Origin of the sequence: Streptomyces calvus (assembly GCF_006782915.1) — a bacterium.
Taxonomy (GTDB): Bacteria; Actinomycetota; Actinomycetes; order Streptomycetales; family Streptomycetaceae; genus Streptomyces; species Streptomyces calvus.
Genome location: NZ_VCNP01000047.1, coordinates 53,345 through 74,364, shown reverse-complemented (window position 1 = coordinate 74,364; position 21,020 = coordinate 53,345). Strand labels below are relative to the sequence as shown.

General features: G+C 69.8%; 11 protein-coding genes. 3 read left to right on the top strand and 8 right to left on the bottom strand.

All coding sequences use genetic code 11. From position 1 onward, the window contains the following. Positions 1–52 precede the first annotated feature (52 nt). Complete coding sequence (locus FGW31_RS23070) at positions 53–6,559, bottom strand: RHS repeat-associated core domain-containing protein (protein ID WP_142195388.1); 6,507 nt, start codon at positions 6,557–6,559, stop codon at positions 53–55. A 284-nt stretch (positions 6,560–6,843) separates the two neighbouring features. On the opposite strand from FGW31_RS23070, the gene FGW31_RS23065 reads away from it, so the two are divergent. Continuing rightward, complete coding sequence (locus FGW31_RS23065) at positions 6,844–8,052, top strand: phage baseplate protein (protein ID WP_233452559.1); 1,209 nt, start codon at positions 6,844–6,846, stop codon at positions 8,050–8,052. A gap of 67 nt (positions 8,053–8,119) precedes the next feature. Here FGW31_RS23065 and galE read toward each other — a convergent pair whose 3' ends face one another. Further along, a complete protein-coding gene (galE, locus tag FGW31_RS23060; RefSeq protein WP_142195387.1) occupies positions 8,120–9,091 on the bottom strand; it encodes a UDP-glucose 4-epimerase GalE in 972 nt (323 codons plus the stop codon). Between the two features lie 331 nt (positions 9,092–9,422). Between galE and FGW31_RS23055 the strand changes: the two genes are divergently transcribed. Then, entirely contained in the window at positions 9,423–11,654 is a 2,232-nt protein-coding gene (locus tag FGW31_RS23055; RefSeq protein WP_142195386.1) for a bifunctional glycosyltransferase/CDP-glycerol:glycerophosphate glycerophosphotransferase, read from the top strand. A 24-nt stretch (positions 11,655–11,678) separates the two neighbouring features. Beyond that, positions 11,679–15,242 (top strand): bifunctional glycosyltransferase/CDP-glycerol:glycerophosphate glycerophosphotransferase, encoded by a 3,564-nt coding sequence (locus FGW31_RS23050; RefSeq protein ID WP_142195385.1) that lies wholly within the window; start codon positions 11,679–11,681, stop codon positions 15,240–15,242. A 91-nt stretch (positions 15,243–15,333) separates the two neighbouring features. Here the strand turns inward: FGW31_RS23050 and FGW31_RS23045 are convergent, their stop codons facing one another. From FGW31_RS23045 to FGW31_RS23020, 6 genes are all read right to left on the bottom strand, one after another. Further along, a complete protein-coding gene (locus FGW31_RS23045) occupies positions 15,334–16,470 on the bottom strand; it encodes a glycosyltransferase family 2 protein (protein ID WP_142195384.1) in 1,137 nt (378 codons plus the stop codon). Positions 16,471–16,701: 231 nt separating this feature from the next. After that, a complete protein-coding gene (gene obgE / locus FGW31_RS23040) occupies positions 16,702–18,147 on the bottom strand; it encodes a GTPase ObgE (protein WP_142195383.1) in 1,446 nt (481 codons plus the stop codon). A 125-nt stretch (positions 18,148–18,272) separates the two neighbouring features. Beyond that, the gene (gene rpmA, locus FGW31_RS23035; protein ID WP_006132816.1) at positions 18,273–18,527 is read right to left on the bottom strand and encodes a 50S ribosomal protein L27; all 255 of its coding nucleotides are present in this window, start codon (positions 18,525–18,527) and stop codon (positions 18,273–18,275) included. Between the two features lie 14 nt (positions 18,528–18,541). Beyond that, on the bottom strand, positions 18,542–18,862 hold the full coding sequence (gene rplU / locus FGW31_RS23030; RefSeq protein ID WP_004931419.1) for a 50S ribosomal protein L21: 321 nt from the start codon (positions 18,860–18,862) through the stop codon (positions 18,542–18,544). A 219-nt stretch (positions 18,863–19,081) separates the two neighbouring features. Then, a complete protein-coding gene (locus tag FGW31_RS23025) occupies positions 19,082–20,143 on the bottom strand; it encodes an iron-containing alcohol dehydrogenase family protein (protein ID WP_142195382.1) in 1,062 nt (353 codons plus the stop codon). Then, positions 20,131–20,892 carry a phosphocholine cytidylyltransferase family protein gene (locus FGW31_RS23020; RefSeq protein WP_142195381.1) on the bottom strand — a complete coding sequence of 254 codons (762 nt, stop codon included), beginning with the start codon at positions 20,890–20,892 and terminating at the stop codon, positions 20,131–20,133. Before FGW31_RS23020 ends, FGW31_RS23025 begins: the two co-directional genes overlap by 13 nt. Positions 20,893–21,020 lie beyond the last annotated feature (128 nt).

Sequence of the window (21,020 nt, the reverse complement as noted above, 5' to 3'; positions counted from 1 at the left end):
TCGTCTCCCGCACTCGCTCGTCGTGGTCACTTCGTCCTGCTCCGCCGTCACGCTACTCGCGCACCGTGACCGTCCAGTAGTACGTCTGGTGGACGCTCGCCATCTGGTTGCCCTGGCCTATGTCGGGCAGGAGGTGGGTCAGGGACGCCGTACCGGTGTTGTTGAAGGCCGCGAAGCCCACGGTGAACTGCCGGTTCTTCTTGTCCACGTTCAGCACCTGGTAGACCTCGTTGAACGAGCCGAGGAAGGCGTCGGGTGTGCCCTTGCCCTGTCGGCCGTCCGTGAGCATGCCGAGGATGTCCTTGGGGAACTCCGCCAGCTTGCCCATCCCCTGACCGTCGACGTAGGCGGCGTCACCGCCGAGCTTGCCGGCCGCGATGTCGTAGTCCGCGTCGACGATCCGCTCGCGGATCTGCTGCAGCAGCCGGGTGTTGTGGGGCCCGGTGGCGAGCTGCTGGGTGACCTTGCTGCCGATGCCGAAGGCCAGCACGTTCCCCCGGCCCGACAGCCATTCGTTCAGCACGTCCTGCCACACGACGTCGGATGTGTAGCCCTGCTTGTCCAGGCAGCCGGCCGCCGCTCCCGAGCTGACGTCGGCCCCGGGAATGCAGGGGTCGATGTTGCCGCCGAGGATCTTGACGTAGGTGCGCAGCTCGATCGCGAGCCTCTTGTTGATGTTCTGCTTCTGCCATGTGTTCACGAGCGAGTCGAGCGCGTTCAGGCAGCTCTGGTCGCAGCCGTGCTGGACGTTGGTGCCGAGGTCGCCGCGCGCTCCCGGAGTGCCGCCGCCGTCCGGGGCCGGCTGGTTGGGCTTGAGGACCGGCCGGCTGCCGCACCGGCAGGCGCGGCCGTCGGCCAGGCCGGTCGGGTCGCTGAAGTTGACCGGGTTGTTCGCCGTGTAGCTGTAGGCGTTCATCTGCTGCGGCACGTACGGCTGGTTGAGCTCGTCCGGGCTGATGAACCGGCCGAGTTCGGCGTCGTACATCCGGGCGCCGAGGATCGACAGTCCCGTGGCGTCGTCCTCGGGCGCGCCGAGGAAGCCGCGGTCCGTCGCCGCCGGCAGCGCGCCGCCGGTGCCGCGCTCCTTGCCGAACGGGCTGTACCGGCGCCGGGTGACGATCCCGCCCATCGTGACGAGGAGCGAGGTGGACGCCTGGGTGTCGCCGAGGAGCCACGTCAGCTTGCCTCCGGCGGAACCGTCGGCCTCCCGCAGGGCGACCGCGGTGCCCGCGGCCGAGTACTGGCGTGTCGCGCGGACCGTGCCGCCGGTGGCGTGGAGCTCCTGACCGTCGAGGTAGAAGACGCTCTCCGCGGCAGAGGTGCGCAGCAGGACGTTGCCTTCGGTGTCGTACACGTAGCGCGACACCTCGTCGCCCGTCGCCTTGTGCTGGGTGACCCGGCTGACGCGCTTCTGGGCGTTCCATTCGAGCGTCGACGTCACTCCGTCCACCGTGCGCGAGGTCATGCGTCCGGCGTCGTCGTAGGCGAAGGTGTCGGCACCGGCCCGGGTGACGGCGTGCGGGCGGGGCTGGTTCGGCGTGTAGCCGTTACCGTCCGCGCCGTAGCCCGGGTAGGTGTAGTCCTTGGTGGTGGTCCCGGAGCCGGTCCGGTCCGTGACGGACCTCAGGTTGCCGAGTTCGTCGTAGGTGTAGCCGGTGTCGTACGGGTCGGGGCCGCCGGCCAGGTCCGGTGTCGCCGCACCGGTGCAGCCGTCCTGCGCGCCCGTGGTCCATGCTCGTGTGAGCCGGTTCAGCTCGTCGTAGGTGAAGCACTCGCTCTGCTGGGTCACGCCGTCCCGGACGCCGGTGATCTGGCCGCCGAGGTCCCGTGTGAACGAGTCGTCCTGCGCCACCTTGGTGGTGCCGCCCGCGGTCACCGTCGTTTTGATGTTCGCCAGGGCGCCGCTGCCGTTGGCGTCGTCGAAGGAGTAGGCGCGGTTCACCACCGCGTCCGAGCCGCCCGCGCCGAAGGTGCGCGCGTTCAGCCGGCCGAGGCGGTCGAACCCTATGGACGACTGGTAGGTGGCCAGCGGGCTGGACACCTTCTGCGGCTGCCCCTGAGCGGTGTAGGCGGTGGTCACGGTCTCGGCGGGCAGTCCGCCGGCCGCCGGGTAGGTGACCGAGGTGACGTGGTCGGCGAGGTCGTAGCCGTAGCCGAACGCGTAGCTGCCGGTGAGGCCGGAGCCGTCGTCCGGGACCGTGTACTTCTTGCCCGTCATACGTCCGCGGCCGTCGTAGCCCGTGATGGCGACGGTGTAGGCCTTGCCGTCGGCGTACGTCGTGGCCGAGGCGAGCTGGCCCGCGCCTCCGGGCGCGCTGTCGTACGTCAGCCGTGACAGCGTCGTCGTGCCCTCGGTGACGGCGGTGAGCCGCTGGAGCGCGTCGTACTGGTAGGTGACCGTCGCGCCGTTGGCGTTGGTCGTCGTGACCGTCTGCCCGTTGTCGTCGTAGGCGGACGTCGACGGGCCGGCGTCCGGGTCGTCGGTCGCGGTGCGCTCACCGAGCCAGTTGTACGTGTACGTGGTGGTGTTGCCCTTCGCGTCGGTGATCTTCTGCAGATGACCGCTGCGGGTGTACGCGTACGAGGTGTCGGAGGGGCCGGTCGGGCCGTGCTCCACGACCTTGGTGATCTGTCCGAAGACGTCGGTGTACGTGTCCGTGCGCTCGCCGGTCGCGGGGACGACGGTGGTGTGGTCGCCGAAGTAGTACGTCCGGACGCGGCCGCCCGGCTGTGCCACGCCGTTCACCAGGGTCTGCAGCTCCTTCTCCCGGCCCGCCCAGTCGATGATCGGGTCGCTGTAGGAGGGCAGGTCGGCCACCGTGGGGAGCACCATGCCGGAGCCGGCCGCACCGGAGTTGTAGAAGGCGGCGGAGGTGCCGGTGACGTTGCCCGAGGTGTCGTAGCGGGTGGACACCACGGTCCGCCCGGTTCCCTCCGGCGCGGTCGCCTGGGTTTCGCGGGTGCGGCCCTGGCCGTCGAGGTACTCGTAGGAGGTCACGTACGTGGAGCCGGACTGGAGGGTCGCGGTGGTGATCCTCGGCGGGCCGCTGACCGTGTCGGGGACACCGTCGGCGTTGGTCGTCGTGGGAAGGGTGTAGGTGAACTCGACCGACGGGTTGCCGTCGGGATAATTGGCCGCCTCGGTCGGCTTGAACACGGTGCTGAAGCGGCCGACCGAGTCGTGGACGATCCTGGTGGAGCGGCCGTTGGGGTTGACGACCCGGTACGGCGTGCCCCACAGCCGCGACGACCAGGTCGTCGTGGACATCGCGGTGCCCGGGCCGGTGCCGTCGGGGTCGGGGGTGGTGACCTTCACGCCGTCGACGGGCCAGGACGTGGCCGGCGAGTAGGTGGTCGTGGTGCGGTTGCCCTTGCCGTCGACGGCCGCGGTGACGCGTCCTGCGCCGTCGTACTCGTACTTCGTGGAACGGAACTGCGCGGCGTCGGTGTGGACGCGCTTCTCGGTGGGATTGCCGTCGGACAGCTTCGCGTCGTTGTCCGTGACGGACGTGGCGCCGTCGTACAGCGTGACCGTGTACGCGTCCTGGTTGGCCGCGGCCCGGTCGGCGCAGTCGGCCGCGTAGTGGCGCTGCTCGTCCTCCAGGACCATCCACCGCTTGACGTCGGAGTCGGGGAACGCGGCCGTGCTGTAGGTGCGGCCGTAGGTGGTGCAGCGGTTGTCGCCGTGGTCCTCCAGGCCCCAGTCGTTGGTGCGCAGCGGCAGACCGTACGTGGTGCTGGTGGACGAGGTGCTGTCGTACTCGTCCTTGACCGTGCGCACCCGCCAGCCGGTGGAGGTGCGCTGGTGCGTGGAGGTCTTGCTCTCGCGGACGAAGCGTGCGTCGGGCAGGCCGTCGTACTGGGCGGTGTTGTGCACCCAGTACTCCTTCAGGACGCGTTCGTGGGAGCTGCCGGCGCCGTCCCGCTTGCTGGTCTCCAGGGTCTTGCCGGCGAGCCAGGCCGAGTCCGTCCACTCGGTTCCGAAGCCGTCCTTGACCTTGACGCTGCGGGTGAGGGAGGGGTCGGTCTTGGAGGTGCGGTCACCGTCCAGGCCCCGGTAGAGCCAGTGGTAGGTGGAGGCCGCGTTGTCCTTGGTGCCGGTGAACACCTCGACCTGCTGGTAGCCGCGCCAGTCGGACCAGGTCTCGTCCTCGTCCTTGGAGAGCGGGTCGTTGGTGAAGCGCCAGCCGGCGCCGCCGTTGTACTCGTAGCGGGTGGTCATGTCGGGGTCGCCGTCGCTGTCGGGCCCCTGGCCGACTCCGGGATCGACCGAGACCTCGGTGACCACGTACTTCTTGAACCAGCCGGTCCTGTTCTCCGTCTCGCCCTCGGGCGTCCACTTCTGCCAGAAGCAGGGCTGGGTGTTGGACGACTGGCTCGGCAGGCTGTTGATGTCGCAGGCGTCGGGCTGGCCGTACGTCACGCTGGTCACGCCGCCGAGGTCGCCGTAGACCTTGGTGACGCGGCGGAAGTTGAGCAGGCTCGAACCGACCTGGTTGTCCTTCCACTCCCCGTTGAAATTGATCACCGGGAGGCGCAGGTCGGGGCCGTCGCCGTAGCCCTTGCGCTGGATGTAGTCGAGCCAGAGGGTCTTGCCGACCGTGCCGTCCGGGTTCGGCAGCCCGTACTTCATCTGGTACTGCATCGCCGGGTCCCACGCGGCGGCGTCGTTGTCGCGGACGTACGTCTTGACGTCCCACAGCATGTCGGTGGTGAAGAACGTCGGGTAGTACGTCTTGCCGGCGCAGTAGCTGTCACCGGAGGTGCCGTCGCACATCAGGTCGGTGGGCACGTCCGGGTAGGAGTCCGGGGTGGTGGAGATGGGCGGGCAGGCCGCCGGCTCCGTGGTCAGCGGGTCCTTCTCGGTCATCCGCTCCACGCACCGGCCCACGTGGGTCAGCTCGACCTTCGCGGGCAACTGGGCGCCGGTGATCTGCGAGGCCCAGCCGTACTCGATGCGGGTCAGGTAGCTGCCGGCGTCGTACTTGCGGGCCTTGTCGGTATTGGCGACCGAGCGGTAGTGGTTGGTCTGCCGGTCGTAGAAGTAGGCGTTCTCGACCTCGTTGGGGTCGACGACGCGGTCGAGGTTCCAGCGCCACGCCTGGGCGCACGGCTCCGGGAACTGCGCGTGGCACGGTTCGCCCGTGTCGTTGCCGACGACCGGGATGGTGAGGACGGAGTCGGTGGCGCCGTCGGTGCGTTCGCTGCGGCCCCAGCCGAAGTAGTAGCGCATGCCGTCCTGGCTGGAGATCACCCAGTACTCGTCGTCGCTGCCGTGGCCGCCCCACAGGTGCTGCACGCGCCAGCCCGGGTCGTCCTGCACGTGGTAGGAGCCGGTTCCGTTGCCGTCCTGGATGAGCTGGGAGGTGATGCCGTTGAGGTTGATGACGTAGACGGCGCCGTCGGGCTCCGTGCCCGAGTTCGGCGAGTCCCAGCACATGTCGCCGATCGTGGGCAGACCGTCCTGGGTGCAGTTCTTGTAGCGGCGCTCGATGTAGCCGGTCTGGAGGTCCCAGCCCATTCCGGCCCACGACGCCTGGTTGTTGGTCGCCGACGTACGGCCGTCCACGGACTGCGAGTTGTAGGTCAGGGCCAGCGAGGGAGTCGAGCCGGTCGGGGCCTTGGGCAGCTTGAACGGCATCTCGTACGTGAACGCGCCGGAACCGATCGACACGTCCCAGGAGCCCGCCGGATTCAGCGTCGTGGCCCGGTAGTCGCCCTCGTCCGACGACGACCCGGTGGTGACGGCCAGGACGGTGGGCTCGGATGCGGTGGTGGCCGCGTAGGTGCCGAGCAGGGGGCCGCTCTTCTCCGTGGCCACCGCGTCCGGGTCGGCGTCGGCGAAGACGGTGGCCGAGAGGGTTCCGCTCCGCTCGTCGTTGTCGACGTCGACGAACCGCCTGCGGTCCGGCGAACACCCCTTCTTCCGCGGCGTGGTGAGCGCGCACGCCGGCAGTTGCACCAGGCGCAGCCGCGAGGCGAAGTCACCGCCGTGCGCGTACCGGAAGCCCGAGTAGTCGACGGTCACCCGCACCGGTCCCGGCGCCGCACTGCCGTCCGTGCGCGTCACCTTCAGGCCCAGGCCGACGCCGCCGACGGGCTTCACGGCCGCGCGGTCCAGCACCTCGACGTCCACCCGGGCGGGCCGCGGGCCGGAGCGTACGGCCGGGCCGCCCGTCTTCGGCAGGGCGCCGGATCCCTGCGTCTCCTTCGGCGAGGTGGCGAACTCGCCCTGAGGCGGTGTGCCCGCCTTCACGACCTGCGCGGCGGTCGCGGCCTGGACGGCGACCACCGCGGAGTCGGCGGCCCCGCTCTTCCGGTCGGTGTCGACGACCGCTCCGGACGGTGCCACGGCGAGGGGGTCGCCCGCTGGGGCCTCGGTCAGGTCGACCCGGGCACGGACCGGCTCGGGCCACACCGTGCGGGGCGCCTTGGTCATGGTCGGCTCACCCTGCTGCTTCGGCACGCCCTGGCCGGGCCGTACCGGTACGTCGACCGTCCGGTCCGTCGGCTCGGCCCGGGCCACGGAGGCGGCCACGGCGGACGCCGGTACCGACATCAGTCCCGCCAGCAACGCGCTGGACGCGACCAGGACGGCGACCCGTCCGAGAGCAACCCGTCCGGGACCAGACCATCTGACGGCACGCACCGGCCACCCCACCCCATGGAGAAACAGAAAGGAACCTCAAGAGAACAGTGAGGCGACCGGAGAGTAACCGAGCGATCAGGAGATTCCAACGCTGATCATTAGATTCTTTCGGACATTACGCACTCTTTCCTGGCAAAAAACATTGAAGGGTGAGTGACCGAAGAAGCCCGACTAGGTGGGACTACCACCACTGGATGGCCGGTGTTTTAATAACCGGCCGACGGCCGACCGCCACCCCGTCGACCAGAATGCCCTTTTTCAGCAGGCTGTGTGCACGGTGGCATCACTCATCCTTTTCGAGGGGTTACATGCTCGACCGCAGACAGGTACTGAAGCTGGCGGGCGCCGCCGTCGGGGTCGCGTCGGTCCCCGCGATCGCCGTGGCCGCACAGCAGGTCGGCAGCCCGACCGGCCCGTCGGGGTCCGAGGCCGTACCGGGGGCCGTTCCCGGCAGCCGGCGATTCGACCTCACCGCGCCCTCCGAAATGCTGCTGCGCGAGGTCAGGCTGAACGAGACCCGCGTGCTCCAGTCATTCGGGTTCGACAATGCGCGCCGGCACGTCTTCTTCGTGCAATTGGTGGACGGTGGCCGACGACTTCCCGGCGAGACCCGCACGTACAGCGGCGACGAACGCTCGGCGAACGGCGACCTTTGTGTCACCCGTATGGATCTTTCGGGTAACATTCTGGGAACCATGTATCTGCGTGGTTTCGGGCACGGCGTACAAATCGGCGTCGAATCCACGGACGCGGGCAGTTTTCTGTGGACGGAAACGGCGTCCGTGGCCAGTCAGGATTCCACCGGGAACTACACCGGCTGGGGCAGCCGCCTCGCCCGCTTCGCATTCGCCAACGGCAGCGTCCTCACGCCCGACTCGCCGGCGCTCACCCAGCACCGGCTCGAGGACGGCGTCGACCGCACCACGGTGACGGTCGATCCCACGCACCAGCGGCTCGCGGTCCGGTGCCGCGTGAACGGCACCTTCCGGTACCGGCTGTACGACCTCGCGGCCTTCACGTCGGGCGGCAGGACGACCCTCGCCGACGTGCCGCAGCCGGCCGATCTGCAGCCGGGCCACCCGGACACGTTCCAGGGTTTCGCCTCGTTCGGAAGCCACCTGTACCTCCTGGCCGGCACGCAGTACGGCAAGGACGGGTCGGTCGAGGGCACCGGCAACACGTTCATCACCTGCGTCGACTGGAACAGCGGCGCAGTGGTCGAGCAGGAGCTGACGAAGGCCGGTTACAGCCTTCCCTACCGGGAGCCGGAGGGCATGGCGATCCAGATCCCGGATCCGGCCGCACCGCAGGCGGCGCGCCTGTGCTCCGGTTTCGCCTCCGTCACGTCCGACACGGACGCCCGCAAGCGCGCCAGCATCTACTACAAGGAGACGCTGGTCTGAGACCCGAGGCCGAGGGCCCGCCCGGTCCACCGGGCGGGCCCTCGGCCGTCGCAGCTGCCGGTCCGCGTCACCCGCGGCGGTGCCGCCACCCCTGCCAGGCGGACTCGATCATCTCGTCCAGGCCGTGGCGGGCCGACCACCCCAGCACCTCGCGGATGCGGTCCGCCGAGGCCACGACCCGGGCCGGGTCGCCGGCACGCCGGGCGGTCACCTCGGGGGCCACGGTCTCGTTGCCGGTGACCTTGAGGATGCGGTCGACCATCTCACGGACCGAACTGCCCTCGCCGCGGCCGATGTTCAGGGTGAGGGCGGTGCCCTGCGGCGCCTCGACGAGGTACCGGGCCGCCGCCAGGTGGGCGGAGGCGATGTCCTGCACGTGGATGTAGTCGCGCACGCACGTGCCGTCGGGCGTCGCGTAGTCGTCGCCGAAGATCCTCGGCGCCTCGCCGGCCTCCAGCCGCTCGAAAACCATGGGGACGAGGTTGAAGACACCGGCGTCGGACAGCTCGGGGGACGCCGCTCCGGCGACGTTGAAGTAGCGCAGGGAGGCGCCGCGGATGCCGTGGGCGGCGGCCGCCGCCTTGATCAGCCACTCGCCGATGAGCTTGGTCTCGCCGTACGGGCTCATCGGCGCGCACGGGGTGTCCTCCGTGACAAGAGCCACATCCGGCATGCCGTAGACGGCGGCGGAGGACGAGAAGACGAGCTTGTCCACGCCGGTCGCGGTCATCGCCTCCAGGAGCGTCTGCAGACCGGTGACGTTCTCCCGGTAGTAGTGCAGCGGCCGCTCCACGGACTCGCCGACCTGCTTCTTGGCCGCGATGTGCACCACACCTGTCACAGCATGGTCACGAATTGCCTGCTCCAGCAGGTCGCGGTCGACGACGCTGCCCACCACGAGCGGCACTCCTTCCGGCACCCGGTCCGCGCTGCCGGTGGACAGGTCGTCGTAGACGACCACGGACTCACCCCCGCCGAGCAGGGCACGCACCACATGCGCGCCGATGTATCCGGCTCCACCCGTGACCAGCCAGCTCATCCTCATGCCTCCAAGGTCCGTCGTCACTGCATGCAGAGTGTTCCGCGGGCCCCGGAAAATCGAATCCGACACATGCCGCAAAGGGTGGAAAAGGGATGGATTCGCCGCTGCCGGAGGTGCGTTGCGGCCGCACGGAGAGGGACAGGAAGCTCTGGAAATCGGGCGATTCCACCGTTGGCCGACCCCTGCCGGTCCCGCTACCGTGCCCACGGAAACTTCGCATGAATCCTTTACGCTGATGCGGCGACGCCTCCAGGTCCAACGATGCCCGGAGCGCGGCCCGGCCCGGGGCCCGTGCGCACGTGGTCAGTTCTCGGAACAGGTTGTAAGGATGCCCAGACTCTCTCTCGTTGTCCCCGTGTACAAGGTGCAGGGGTATCTGTCCGAGTGCCTCGACTCCATACTCGGGCAGGACTGCACGGACTTCGAGGTCATCGCCGTCGACGACTGCTCACCCGACGGCTCGGGCCTCATTCTCGACCAGTACGCGGAAAAGGACGCCCGCATTCATGTGATTCACCTCACCGAGAACGTGGGTCTGGGGCGCGCGCGCAACGCGGGACTGGAGCGGGCCGAGGGCGACTACGTCCTGTTCCTCGACAGTGACGACACGTTGTCCGCCGGGGCGCTCGCGGCGATATCCGAGCGCCTCGACGCCACCGGCGACCCGGACGTACTGATCTACGACTACGTGCGCACCTACTGGGACGGCCAGGTCCGCCCCAACCAGCGCGCCGACCTGCTCAGGAGCGAGGGCCCGGACGTCTTCCGCCTCGCCGACCGCCCGCAGCTGCTCAACCTGCTGCAGATCGTCTGGAACAAGGCCTACCGCCGCGACTTCATCACCCGCACCGGCCTCACCTTCCCCCCGGGCTACTACGAGGACGCCCCGTGGACGTTCTGCTCGATGATCAGCGCCGAGCGCATGGCCGTGCTGGACCGGGTCTGCGTGCACTACCGGCAGCGCCGTGAGGGCGGCAACATCCTCAAGACGGTCAGCCGCAAGCACTTCGACGTCTTCGACCAGTACCGCCGGGTCTTCGACTTCCTCGCCGACCACGAGGAACTGGAGCAGTGGCGCGAGCCGCTGTTCCGCAAGATGGTCGACCACTACCTGACCGTGCTGGAACGCCCCGGACGGCTGCCGCAGTCGGCCCGCGCCGAGTTCTTCCACCGGGCCGCGGCCGACTACCGCGCGCACCTGCCCCAGGGTTTCCGGCGTCCGGCCGGCGGCCGCGGCCACAAGTACGCGATGCTGGAGCGTGACACGTACGCCGCCCTGGCGGGCGCCACCGCGGCCGTGAAGTTCCGGCGGCGGGTCAACAACCGGGCGCGGGCCGCGATCAACCGGTCCAAGCGCAGCGCGATAGGCGTCTACTACCAGTCGCAGCTGCGGCTGCCCCTCGACGACAACCTCGCGCTGTTCTCCGCCTACTGGAGCCGCAGCGTCTCCTGCAACCCGGCGGCCATCGACGCCGAACTCGCCCGCCTCGCACCGCACATGCGGCGGGTGTGGGCCGTCCGCCCGGACGCCGTGGACCAGGTGCCCGAGGGCGTGGAGTACGTCCGGGTCGGTTCGCGCGAGTACTGGGCGGCCGTGGCGCGCGCCAAGTACCTCGTCAACAACGTGAACTTCGCGGACGCGGTGGTGAAGCGGGAGGGCCAGATCCATCTGCAGACGCACCACGGCACGCCGCTGAAGACGATGGGCCTGGACCAGCAGAAGTACCCGGCGTCCACCCACATGGACTTCGCCAAGCTGCTGGAACGCTGCGACCGCTGGGACTTCAGCCTCAGCTCCAACCGCTTCTCGACCGCCGTGTGGGAGCGCGTGTACCCCTGCTCGTACACCTCCCTGGAGACCGGCTACCCGCGCAACGACGTCCTGGTGAACGCCACCGCCGAGGACGTCCGGCGGGCCCGCGCGGCGCTCGGACTCGCCGACGGCACCAAGGCGTTCCTGTACATGCCCACGCACCGCGAGTACCAGCCCGGGTTCACCCCGGCCCTCGACCTCGCGCGCCTCGCGGACGAACTGGGCCCCGACGTCACGCTGATGGTGCGCGGCCACTACTTCTACGGCAGTTCCCCGCACACCGCCGAACTGCGCAGGAGCGGACGGATCGTCGACGTGTCGGGCCACCACCCGGTGGAGGAGCTGTACCTGGCCGCGGACGCGCTCGTCACGGACTACTCGTCGGCGATGTTCGACTACGCGGTCCTCGACCGCCCGATCATCGTCTACGCCCCCGACTGGGACATCTACTCCGCGGTCCGCGGCACCTACTTCAACCTGCTGGAGGAGCCGCCCGGTGTGGTGGCCACCTCGCAGGCCGAGCTGATCCGCCTGCTCGAATCGCGGGAGTACGCCGGAGCGGACGCCGCCGAGCGCCGCGCCGCCTTCCGGCTGCGGTTCTGCGAGTTCGACGACGGGCGCGCAGCCGAAAGGGTGGTGCGGCGCGTCTTCCTCGGTGAGGACAGCACGCTGCCGTTCGTCCCGTTCACCGAACGATCCCACGCACCGACCCCCGACCAGGCGCTCGAACTGGTCGAGCGGGCCTGACCCCAGGAAGGAGAGCACCAAGCCATGGCCCCTCGGCTCAGTGTCATCGTCCCCATCTACAACGTCGAGCGCTACCTGCCCGCGTGTCTTGACTCCCTCGCCGCGCAGACCTTCCGGGACCTGGAGGTCCTGATGGTCGACGACGGCTCCCCCGACGACTCCGCGTCCATCGCGGCCGCGTACGAGAGCCGCGACGAGCGCTTCAAGCTCATCCGCAAGGAGAACGCCGGGCTCGGCGCGGCCCGCAACACGGGCATCGCGCACATGTCGGCCGACGCGGAGTTCCTCACCTTCGTCGACAGTGACGACGTCATCCCGCCGGACGCCTACCGGCAGATGATCGCCAGCCTGGACGAGTCCGGCTCGGACTTCGCCACCGGCAACGTCTTCCACCTCAAGGGCGAGAAGTCGTGGCAGGTGCCCCTGCTGAAGATGCTGGCCGGCGAGGCCCGCAGGCGCACCCACATATCCAGGAACCCGAAGCTCATAGCCGACCGCATCGCCTGCAACAAGGTCTTCCGGCGGACGTTCTGGGAGCGCGAGGGCTTCGTCTTCCCCGAGGGCATCCTGCACGAGGACATCCCCGTCGTCCTGCCCGCGCACTACCGCGCCGAGGCCGTCGACATCATCGGCGAACCGACGTACTTCTGGCGGCTGCGCGAGGGCGAGTCCGCGCCGTCGATCACCCAGCGCCGCAAGGAGCCGCAGGCCATCCGCGACCGCGTCACCGCGGTCAGCATGGTCAGCGACTACCTCTCCCAGCAGACGGGCCCGGAGTTCGCCGAGTACAAGCGCCAGTACGACGACCGGGTGCTCCGCGACGACCTGCGGCTGTTCCTGCGGGTGCTGCCGGACGCGACCGCCGAGTTCCACGAGGCGTTCCTGGAAGCCGCCAACCGCTACCTGGACATGGTCGACCCGAAGATCGTCATGGCGCTGCCGACGGACCTGCGGGTGCAGTGGCTGCTGGTCCGCAAGCACGCCATGCCGGAGCTGATCGCCCTGCTGGCCTCCCAGCGCCGCAAGGAGCCCATCGAGGTCTCCGGCACCTTCCGCAAGTACGCCAGCTTCCGCACGCTCGAGGAGAGCGGCCTGGAGCTGCCGAAGTCGGCGCTGCGCATCGACGGCGACCTGGGCCTGCGCGCCCCGCTGCGCTCGGTGACCTGGCAGGACGGCAAGCTGCTGCTGTCCGGCGACGCCTACATCGACAAGATCGACGTGTCGGCGAAGCGGAGCAGCGTCAAGATCGTCCAGCTCAAGCGCCACGGCTCCCGCCGACGCGTCTTCCTGCCCGCCAAGAACATCTACCGGCCCGAGTGCACCACCGACTCCGGCCAGCAGCGCTACAACTACGACTGGGCGGGCTGGGAGCTGGCCCTCGATCCGGCGAAGCTGCGCAAGGGCGGGACCTGGCAGGAGGGTCTCTGGCACGTCGGCATCAACGTCTACGCCTCCGGGCTGGTCCGGCGCAGCGGCATCTGGACCCGCGGCGGCTCGGCCGCCAACTTCCCGCCCTACCAGTGGCTCGACGACGACTTCCGGCTGCTGCCGACCGTCGAGCGCAGCGCGCTGAAGCTGCGCGTGGAGAAGGTACGCGCCCTGATCACCGGACGCCGGCTGGACGGCGACGCGGTGGAGGTCAGCGGTGACATCCGGGTCCCGCTGAAGGCCGGTGAGACGGTCACCTTCCGGCTGAGCCACACCAAGAGCGGCGAGGTGCGCACCTACCCCGTGGAGGTGGCGCAGGAGGGCGCCGGCGCGACGTTCCGCACCCGGGTGCCGCTGGAGGACGTGGCCCTGCTGAGCACCAGCACGGTCGACGACAAGGCCCAGCCGGACCGCCGCCGGTGGTCCACGGTCCTGGTGGCCACCGCCGCGGACGGCACGGAGCGCCAGTTCAGCAGCGTGGTCCAGGAAGGGTTGGAGGACCTCTCCTTCGACCTGCCGGCCTCCTTCGGCGAGGCGGGCGCGCACCGCGAGATCGCCCTGACGTCCGGCCACAACGGCTATCTGAAGATCACCGGTCGCACGCGCCGTGCCGTGATCCGGGGCGTCGCCCAGGAGGACGGCAAGATCGTGGTGCGCGGCCGGTGCAGCCGCGAACTCGTCGGTGCGGACCTCGTGCTGAAGGCGACCAACCGCTACGACGAGCGCACCGCGGCCGTCGACTGGGCGGAGGACGGCACGTTCTCCGTGGCGTTCGACCCGTCGGTGATGGGCGGTTCCGGTCAGGTGCCGCTGAAGGCGGGCCGCTGGAACCTGCTGCTGCGCTCGGCGAACCCGGACGTGCCCGACGCGCAGTTCGTCATCGACCGGCTGGCGCTGCGGCAGTTCCCGCTGCACACCGAACTGGGCGGCCGCCGCTACTGGTTCGAGAACCGCTGGAGCGACTACCCGCAGCTGAACTGCCGTTCGGAGCTCAGCGACCTGGAGCGCGGCCCGTACCGCCAGCTCCAGCTGCGCCGCGAGGTGTACCAGCCGGGCCGTCAGCAGCCGCTGCGCGACCAGGTGTTCTTCCTCAGCTACAACGGCAAGCAGTACTCGGACAGCCCTCGGGCGATGCACGAGGAACTGCTGCGCCGGGGCAGCGACCTGAAGTTCCTGTGGGCCGTGCGCGACGGCCAGGTGGTGCTGCCGCCCACCGCGGACAAGGTGCGCATGTGGGGCCGCGAGTGGTTCGAGGCGCTGGCCACCTCCCGCTACATCGTCACCAACGGGCACCTGCCCGAGTGGGTGGAGCGCCGGCCCGGTCAGGTCATCGTGCAGACCTGGCACGGCACGATGCTGAAGAAGATCGGCCACGACATCGAGACGCTGTACTTCGACCGCGAGTACCAGAACCGTCTGGCGCTGGAGGCGAAGAACTGGAGTCTGCTGGTCTCCTCCAACCGCTTCTCCACGCCGATCCTCAAGCGGGCCTTCTCCTACGACGGGGAGATCCTGGAGGCCGGTTACCCGCGCAACGACTACCTCTACTCGCCGGACCGCGACAAGATCGCGGAGAAGGTGCGGAAGACGCTCGGCATCCCGAGCGGCAAGAAGGTCGTGCTGTACGCCCCGACGTGGCGGGACGACCAGTCGCACAGCGCCGGGCAGTACCTGTTCGACCTGCGGATCGACCTGGACGACGCCCGTCGCCGGCTGGGCGAGGACCATGTGCTGCTGATCCGGCGCCACTCCAACGTGGTGGACGCCGTGCCGGGCGCCGGCAACGGTTTCGTGTGGGACGCCTCGGAGTACCCGGACATCGCGGACCTGTACCTGGCGGCGGACATGATGATCACGGACTACTCGTCGGTGATGTTCGACTACGCCCACCTCAAGCGCCCGATGCTGTTCTTCACGTACGACCTGGAGCACTACCGGGACACGCTGCGCGGGTTCTACTTCGACTTCGAGAAGGACTCGCCCGGCCCGCTGATCTCCACGTCCGAGGAGCTGGTGACGGCGATCCGGAACATCGACGAGGTGTCGGCCGAGTACGAGGAGCGCTTCGCGCGGTTCCACCACCTGTTCTGCGACCTGGACGACGGTGAGGCCTCCAAGCGCGTCGTCGACCGTATGCTGGAGCAGGCCAAGGAGATCTGAGCGCGGATCTGAAGCGTGCGTGCCCGGGGGCGAACGGCCCCCGGGCACGCGGCGTTTCCGGCACCGGAACCGGGCCCGGGCCGCATCCGGCCTAGGCGGTGTCTCCCGGTCGTCCTCCTCCGCCACGCAGCGCACCGGCCAGCGCGCGGATCCGGCGCTTGAGGCGCCTGCGCGTGCGCACCCGTCGTACGGGCGGCGGCGGCCCGGCGGTGTCCTTCGGCTCCTGGGCGGGCTCGGGCCGGGGCACCAGACCGCACAGGGCGGTGAGTTCCTCGACGAGCCCCTGGGAGATCAGCAGGCACCGCAGCCTCGACAGCGTCGGCAGTTCGGCGATCAGCTCCCGCGGCATGAACGCCTCCAGCAGCTCCCCGGCGAGCCTCACGTGCACCTGCCGGGTCTCCTCCGGCAGTTCGGTGAACGCGGCCTGGAAACGGCCGAGGATCTCCAGGGTGAGCCAGCGGTAGAGCAGGTCGTTGCGCCGGCGGCCCGGCGGGACGTGGGCCACCACCGTGTTCAGCACGTCGCGCACGTTGGCGTAGAACGACTCGGGGTCGGGGGCCTGCCGGGTCAGGTGCGGGAAGTCCTCACGGTGGACCAGGTGGTAGCAGTCGTAGTCGGCCACGACGGAGATCGACCGGGCGTGCAGACAGGCCGGGACGACGAACATCTGCTCCTCGGCCAGCCGCAGCCCCTCGGCGAAGCGCAGCCCGCGCTCCGTGGCCAGGGAGCGCCGGAACAGCTTCTGCGCGGTGAGGCTCCACACGGCGCGGCAGGTGAAGATGTCGCCGCCCTCGACGTTCCGGCGGAACGGTGTGACCGGCGCCTTGCGGCCCACTCCGCGGATGCGTCCGAGGACCACGTCGGAGTCGTTGCGCCGGGCGGCGGCGACCATCCGTTCCAGTGCCTCGGTGCCGAGGTAGTCGTCGGGGTCGGCGAAGAACAGGAACTCGCCGGCGGCCATGTCGATGCCCCGGTTGCGGGGCCCGCCCGGCGCCCCGGAGTTGTCCTGGTGCACCACCCGGATCCGCCCGGGGTGGCGTGCCGCCCAGGCGTCCAGCAGTGCTCCGCTGCCGTCCGTGGAGCCGTCGTCCACGGCGATGATCTCGACGTTCTCGAAGCCGATGGACTGATCGGCGACGGACTGCAGGCATTCCGCGAGACAGTCCGCGGCGTTGTACACCGGGATGATCACCGAGACGGTGACCTCCCGTGCGGGCTCGATGCCCATGCGCTTCCCCCCCCCCAGGTAGCGTCCTGAACTCGAAAAGGCCCTTCATGCGATGCATTCCGGGCCTTGCCAGTTCTGCCACCGTAACTCCCGGTTGCGCCGGGGGAAACATCAGTCGTCCGTCGGTCACCGCAAGAACCTGTAACGGCCGACGCGCCGCCATGTCCGGCCGTGGGCACGGAACATGACGACGCGTCAGCAGGTTGTACGGGGCGGCGGGGCAGACGGGTCCTAGAAGGGCTCGAAGTCGTCGTACTCCTGCTCGGCGTCGTCCCGCTCGGCCTGCCGGTCGCGGCGGCGCTGGGCAGCCGGCCGGGGAGCCTCGAAGCGGTGGTCCTCGCCGCGGCGGCCGAGCATCTCCGCACCGGCGGTGACGGTGGGCTCCCAGTCGAAGACGACGGCGTTCTCCTCGGGGCCGATGGCCACGCCGTCGCCGGACCGGGCGCCGGCCTTCATCAACTGCTCCTCGACGCCGAGGCGGTTGAGCCGGTCGGCCAGGTAGCCGACGGCCTCGTCGTTGTTGAAGTCGGTCTGGCGGACCCAGCGCTCGGGCTTCTCGCCGCGCACCCGGAACAGCGGCTCCCCGCCGGTGTCCTCGCGGGTGACGGTGAAGCCGGCGTCGTCCACGGCCTTCGGCCGGATGACGATGCGCGTGGCCTCTTCCTTCGGCTTGGCGGCGCGTGCCTGCGCCACCAGCTCGGCGAGCGCGAACGACAGCTCCCGCAGGCCGATGTGGGCGACGGCCGACACCTCGAAGACGCGGTAGCCGCGCGCCTGAAGGTCGGGGCGGACCATGTCGGCGAGGTCCTTGCCGTCCGGCACGTCGACCTTGTTGAGGACGACGATGCGGGGACGGTTGTCGAGGCCGCCGTACTGCCGCAGTTCCTCCTCGATGGTGTCGAGGTCGGAGAGGGGGTCGCGGTCGGACTCCAGGGTGGCGGTGTCCAGCACGTGCACGAGCACGCTGCACCGCTCCACGTGCCGCAGGAACTCCAGGCCGAGGCCCTTGCCCTGGCTGGCGCCGGGGATCAGGCCGGGCACGTCGGCGATGGTGTAGACGGTCGAACCGGCGGTGACGACACCGAGGTTCGGCACGAGGGTGGTGAAGGGGTAGTCGGCGATCTTCGGCTTGGCGGCGCTCAGCACGGAGATCAGCGACGACTTGCCGGCGCTGGGGTATCCGACGAGCGCCACGTCGGCGACGGTCTTGAGCTCCAGGACGACGTCCCTGAGGTCACCCGGCTCGCCGAGCAGCGCGAACCCGGGCGCCTTGCGGCGCGCGGAGGCCAGGGCCGCGTTGCCGAGCCCGCCGCGGCCGCCCTGGGCGGCGACGTAGGAGGTGCCGTGTCCCACCAGGTCCGCGAGGACGTTGCCCGCCTTGTCCAGCACGACGGTGCCGTCCGGCACGGGCAGGACCAGGTCCTGTCCGTCCTTGCCGCTGCGGTTGCCGCCCTCGCCGGGCTTGCCGTTGGTGGCCTTGCGGTGCGGGGAGTGGTGGTAGTCCAGGAGGGTCGTCACGGACTGGTCGACGGTGAGGATGACGTCGCCGCCGCGGCCGCCGTTCCCGCCGTCGGGCCCGCCGAGCGGCTTGAACTTCTCACGGTGGACGGAGGCGCAGCCGTGGCCTCCGTTACCCGCGGCGACATGCAGTTCGACGCGGTCCACGAAGGTGGTCATGGGGGGTGCCTCCAGCACTGCGAGAACGTACGGATCTGTTGTGGGTGTAACACGCGAAAGGCGGACCCGCCTTCCCACCGGGGAAGTGAGGTCCGCCTCGCGAAAGGTTCGCTGGTCGGCCTGGATCAGGCGACCGGAACGATGTTCACGACCTTGCGGCCACGGCTGGTGCCGAACTGCACCGAACCGGCCTGCAGCGCGAACAGGGTGTCGTCGCCGCCGCGACCGACACCGGCGCCCGGGTGGAAGTGGGTGCCGCGCTGGCGGACCAGGATCTCACCGGCGTTGACGACCTGACCGCCGAAGCGCTTCACGCCGAGGCGCTGAGCGTTGGAGTCACGACCGTTACGGGTGGACGATGCGCCCTTCTTGTGTGCCATCTCTCCTCAGTCCCTTACTTCGCAGCCGCGGGGATCTCAGTGACCTTGATCGCCGTGTACTGCTGGCGGTGGCCCTGACGACGGCGGTAGCCGGTCTTGTTCTTGTAGCGCAGAATGTCGATCTTCTGGCCCTTGTGGTGGTCCACGACCTCGGCCTGGACCTTGATGCCGGCCAGGACCCACGGGTCGCTGGTCACGGCGTCGCCGTCGACCACGAGCAGGGTCGAGAGCTCGACCGTGTCGCCGACCTTGGCGGTGGAAATCTTGTCAACCTCGACGATGTCGCCGACAGCAACCTTGTGCTGGCGGCCACCGCTGCGCACGATGGCGTACACGCGGATCTCACTCTCTCACTCGAAGAACGGCACCCCCGCAGGCCAGCCACCCGGCGCAAGCACGCGGGCGACCTCTCCCGATCGCGGCCCGCGCCCGGGAGGAAGAGGTTTACGGGGATGTGGCAGTCCAGATGGACACGCCGACGGTCAAGGTTACGGGCCCCGGCCCACGAGGGTCAAACCGGACCCGTGGACCGGGCCGCGGCCCGCGTGCGTGGATCAGTCGGCGACCGACGCGACGTACTCCGCGTAGGCGTCCTTGATCCGCGTCGGCGACAGCGCCAGGTGCTCCAGGATCGTGTAGCGGCCGGGCCTGGTCTCCGGGGCGAACTCCACGGCCCGGACGAACTCGTCGTCGGTGAAGCCGATCTCCTGCGCCACCACCGGCAGTCCGTGCCGGCGGAGCGCGTCGGCCATCAGCCGGGAGCTGTCGTGGTCGCCGCGCAGGTGCATCGCGAACGCCGCGCCGATGCCGACCTGCTCGCCGTGGCTCGCCGCCCGCCGCGGGTGGAGCAGGTCGAGCGCGTGGCTGATCTCGTGGCAGGCGCCCGAGGAGGGCCGGGTGTGCCCCGCGATGGACATGGCGATGCCCGACAGGACCAGCCCTTCGGACAGCACGGTCAGGAACCCGTCGTCGCCGCAGCCGCCGGGGTGGCGCAGCACCGCCTCGCCGGCCTGCCGGGCCATGGCGGCGGCGAGGCCGTCGACCTTCTCGCCGTTGACGCGGTTGGCCAGCTCCCAGTCCGCCACGGCGGAGATGTTGGACAGCGCGTCACCGATGCCCGAGCGCACGAAGCGGATCGGCGCCTCGCGTATCACGGCGAGGTCGATCAGCAGGGCGATGGGCGTGGGCACGCCGTACGAGCCGCGGCCCGCGTCGTTGTCCAGGATGGACACGGGCGAGCAGATGCCGTCGTGGGAGAGGTTGGTGGCGACGGCGACCATGGGCAGCCCGATGCGCGCCGCGGAGTACTTGGCGCAGTCGATGACCTTGCCGCCGCCGAGGCCCACGACCGCGTCGTAGCGGCCGGACTTCATCCTGTCGGCGAGCCGGACCGCGTCGTCGATGGTGCCGCCGCCGACCTCGAACCAGTCGGCGCCCGGCAGCGCCGGGGAGAGCCGCTCGCGCAGCCGCGCCCCGGAGCCGCCGCTGATCGCCACCGCGAGCCGGCCGGACTGGGAGATCCGCTGGTCGGCGAGGACGGTGGCGAGGTCGTCGAGGGCACCCGGGCGGATGTCGACGACGACCGGGGACGGAATGAGCCGGGTCAGTACTGGCACGCGATCTCCCGTCCGCGGGCGAGGTCGTCGTGGTTGTCGATCTCGACCCACGGGACGTCACCGATCGGCGCCACATCGATCCGGAAGCCCCGGTTCACCAGCTCCTGGTAACCGTCCTCGTAGTACAGCTGCGGATCCCGCTCGAACGTCGCCCGCAGCGCGTCCGCCAGCTCCTGCGCCGCATCGCCCTCGATCAGCGTCACACCGATGTACTCACCGGTCGCCTCCGCCGGATCCATCAGCTTGGTGATCCGCCGCATCCCCTTCTCGGGATCCACGACGACCTTCATCTCCTCGTCGGCCAGCCGCTTCACCGTGTCCAGCGCCAGAATGATCTTCTTGTCGCCGCCCCGCGCCGCCAGCAGCGTCTTCTCCACGGAGACCGGGTGCACGGTGTCACCGTTGGCCAGGATCACCCCGTCCTTCAGCGCGTCCCGGCCGCACCACAGGGAGTAGGCGTTGTTCCACTCCTCGGCCTTGTCGTTGTCGATCAGCGTCAGCTTCAGGCCGTACTTCTGCTCCAGCGCCGCCCTGCGCTCGTACACGGCCTCCTTGCGGTACCCGACGATGACCGCGACCTCGGTCAGACCGACCTCCGCGAAGTTGCCGAGCGTCAGGTCCAGGACCGTCACCGCGTCGGGGTCGCCCTCCGTACCCGAAGGCCCGACCGGCACCAGCGCCTTGGGGAGCGTATCGGTGTAGGGGCGCAGACGCCGTCCGGCGCCGGCCGCAAGCACGAGGCCTATCATCGCGGTTGTTCTCCTTACGTTCCCCGGGTCCGACCGAGTCGGGGATGGTGTCATCTCGGCGGCAGAACTGTCGGGCGGGCACGTCCACGCGGGGGTGGACGTCTGCTCGCGGAAAAAGGGTGTGGTCC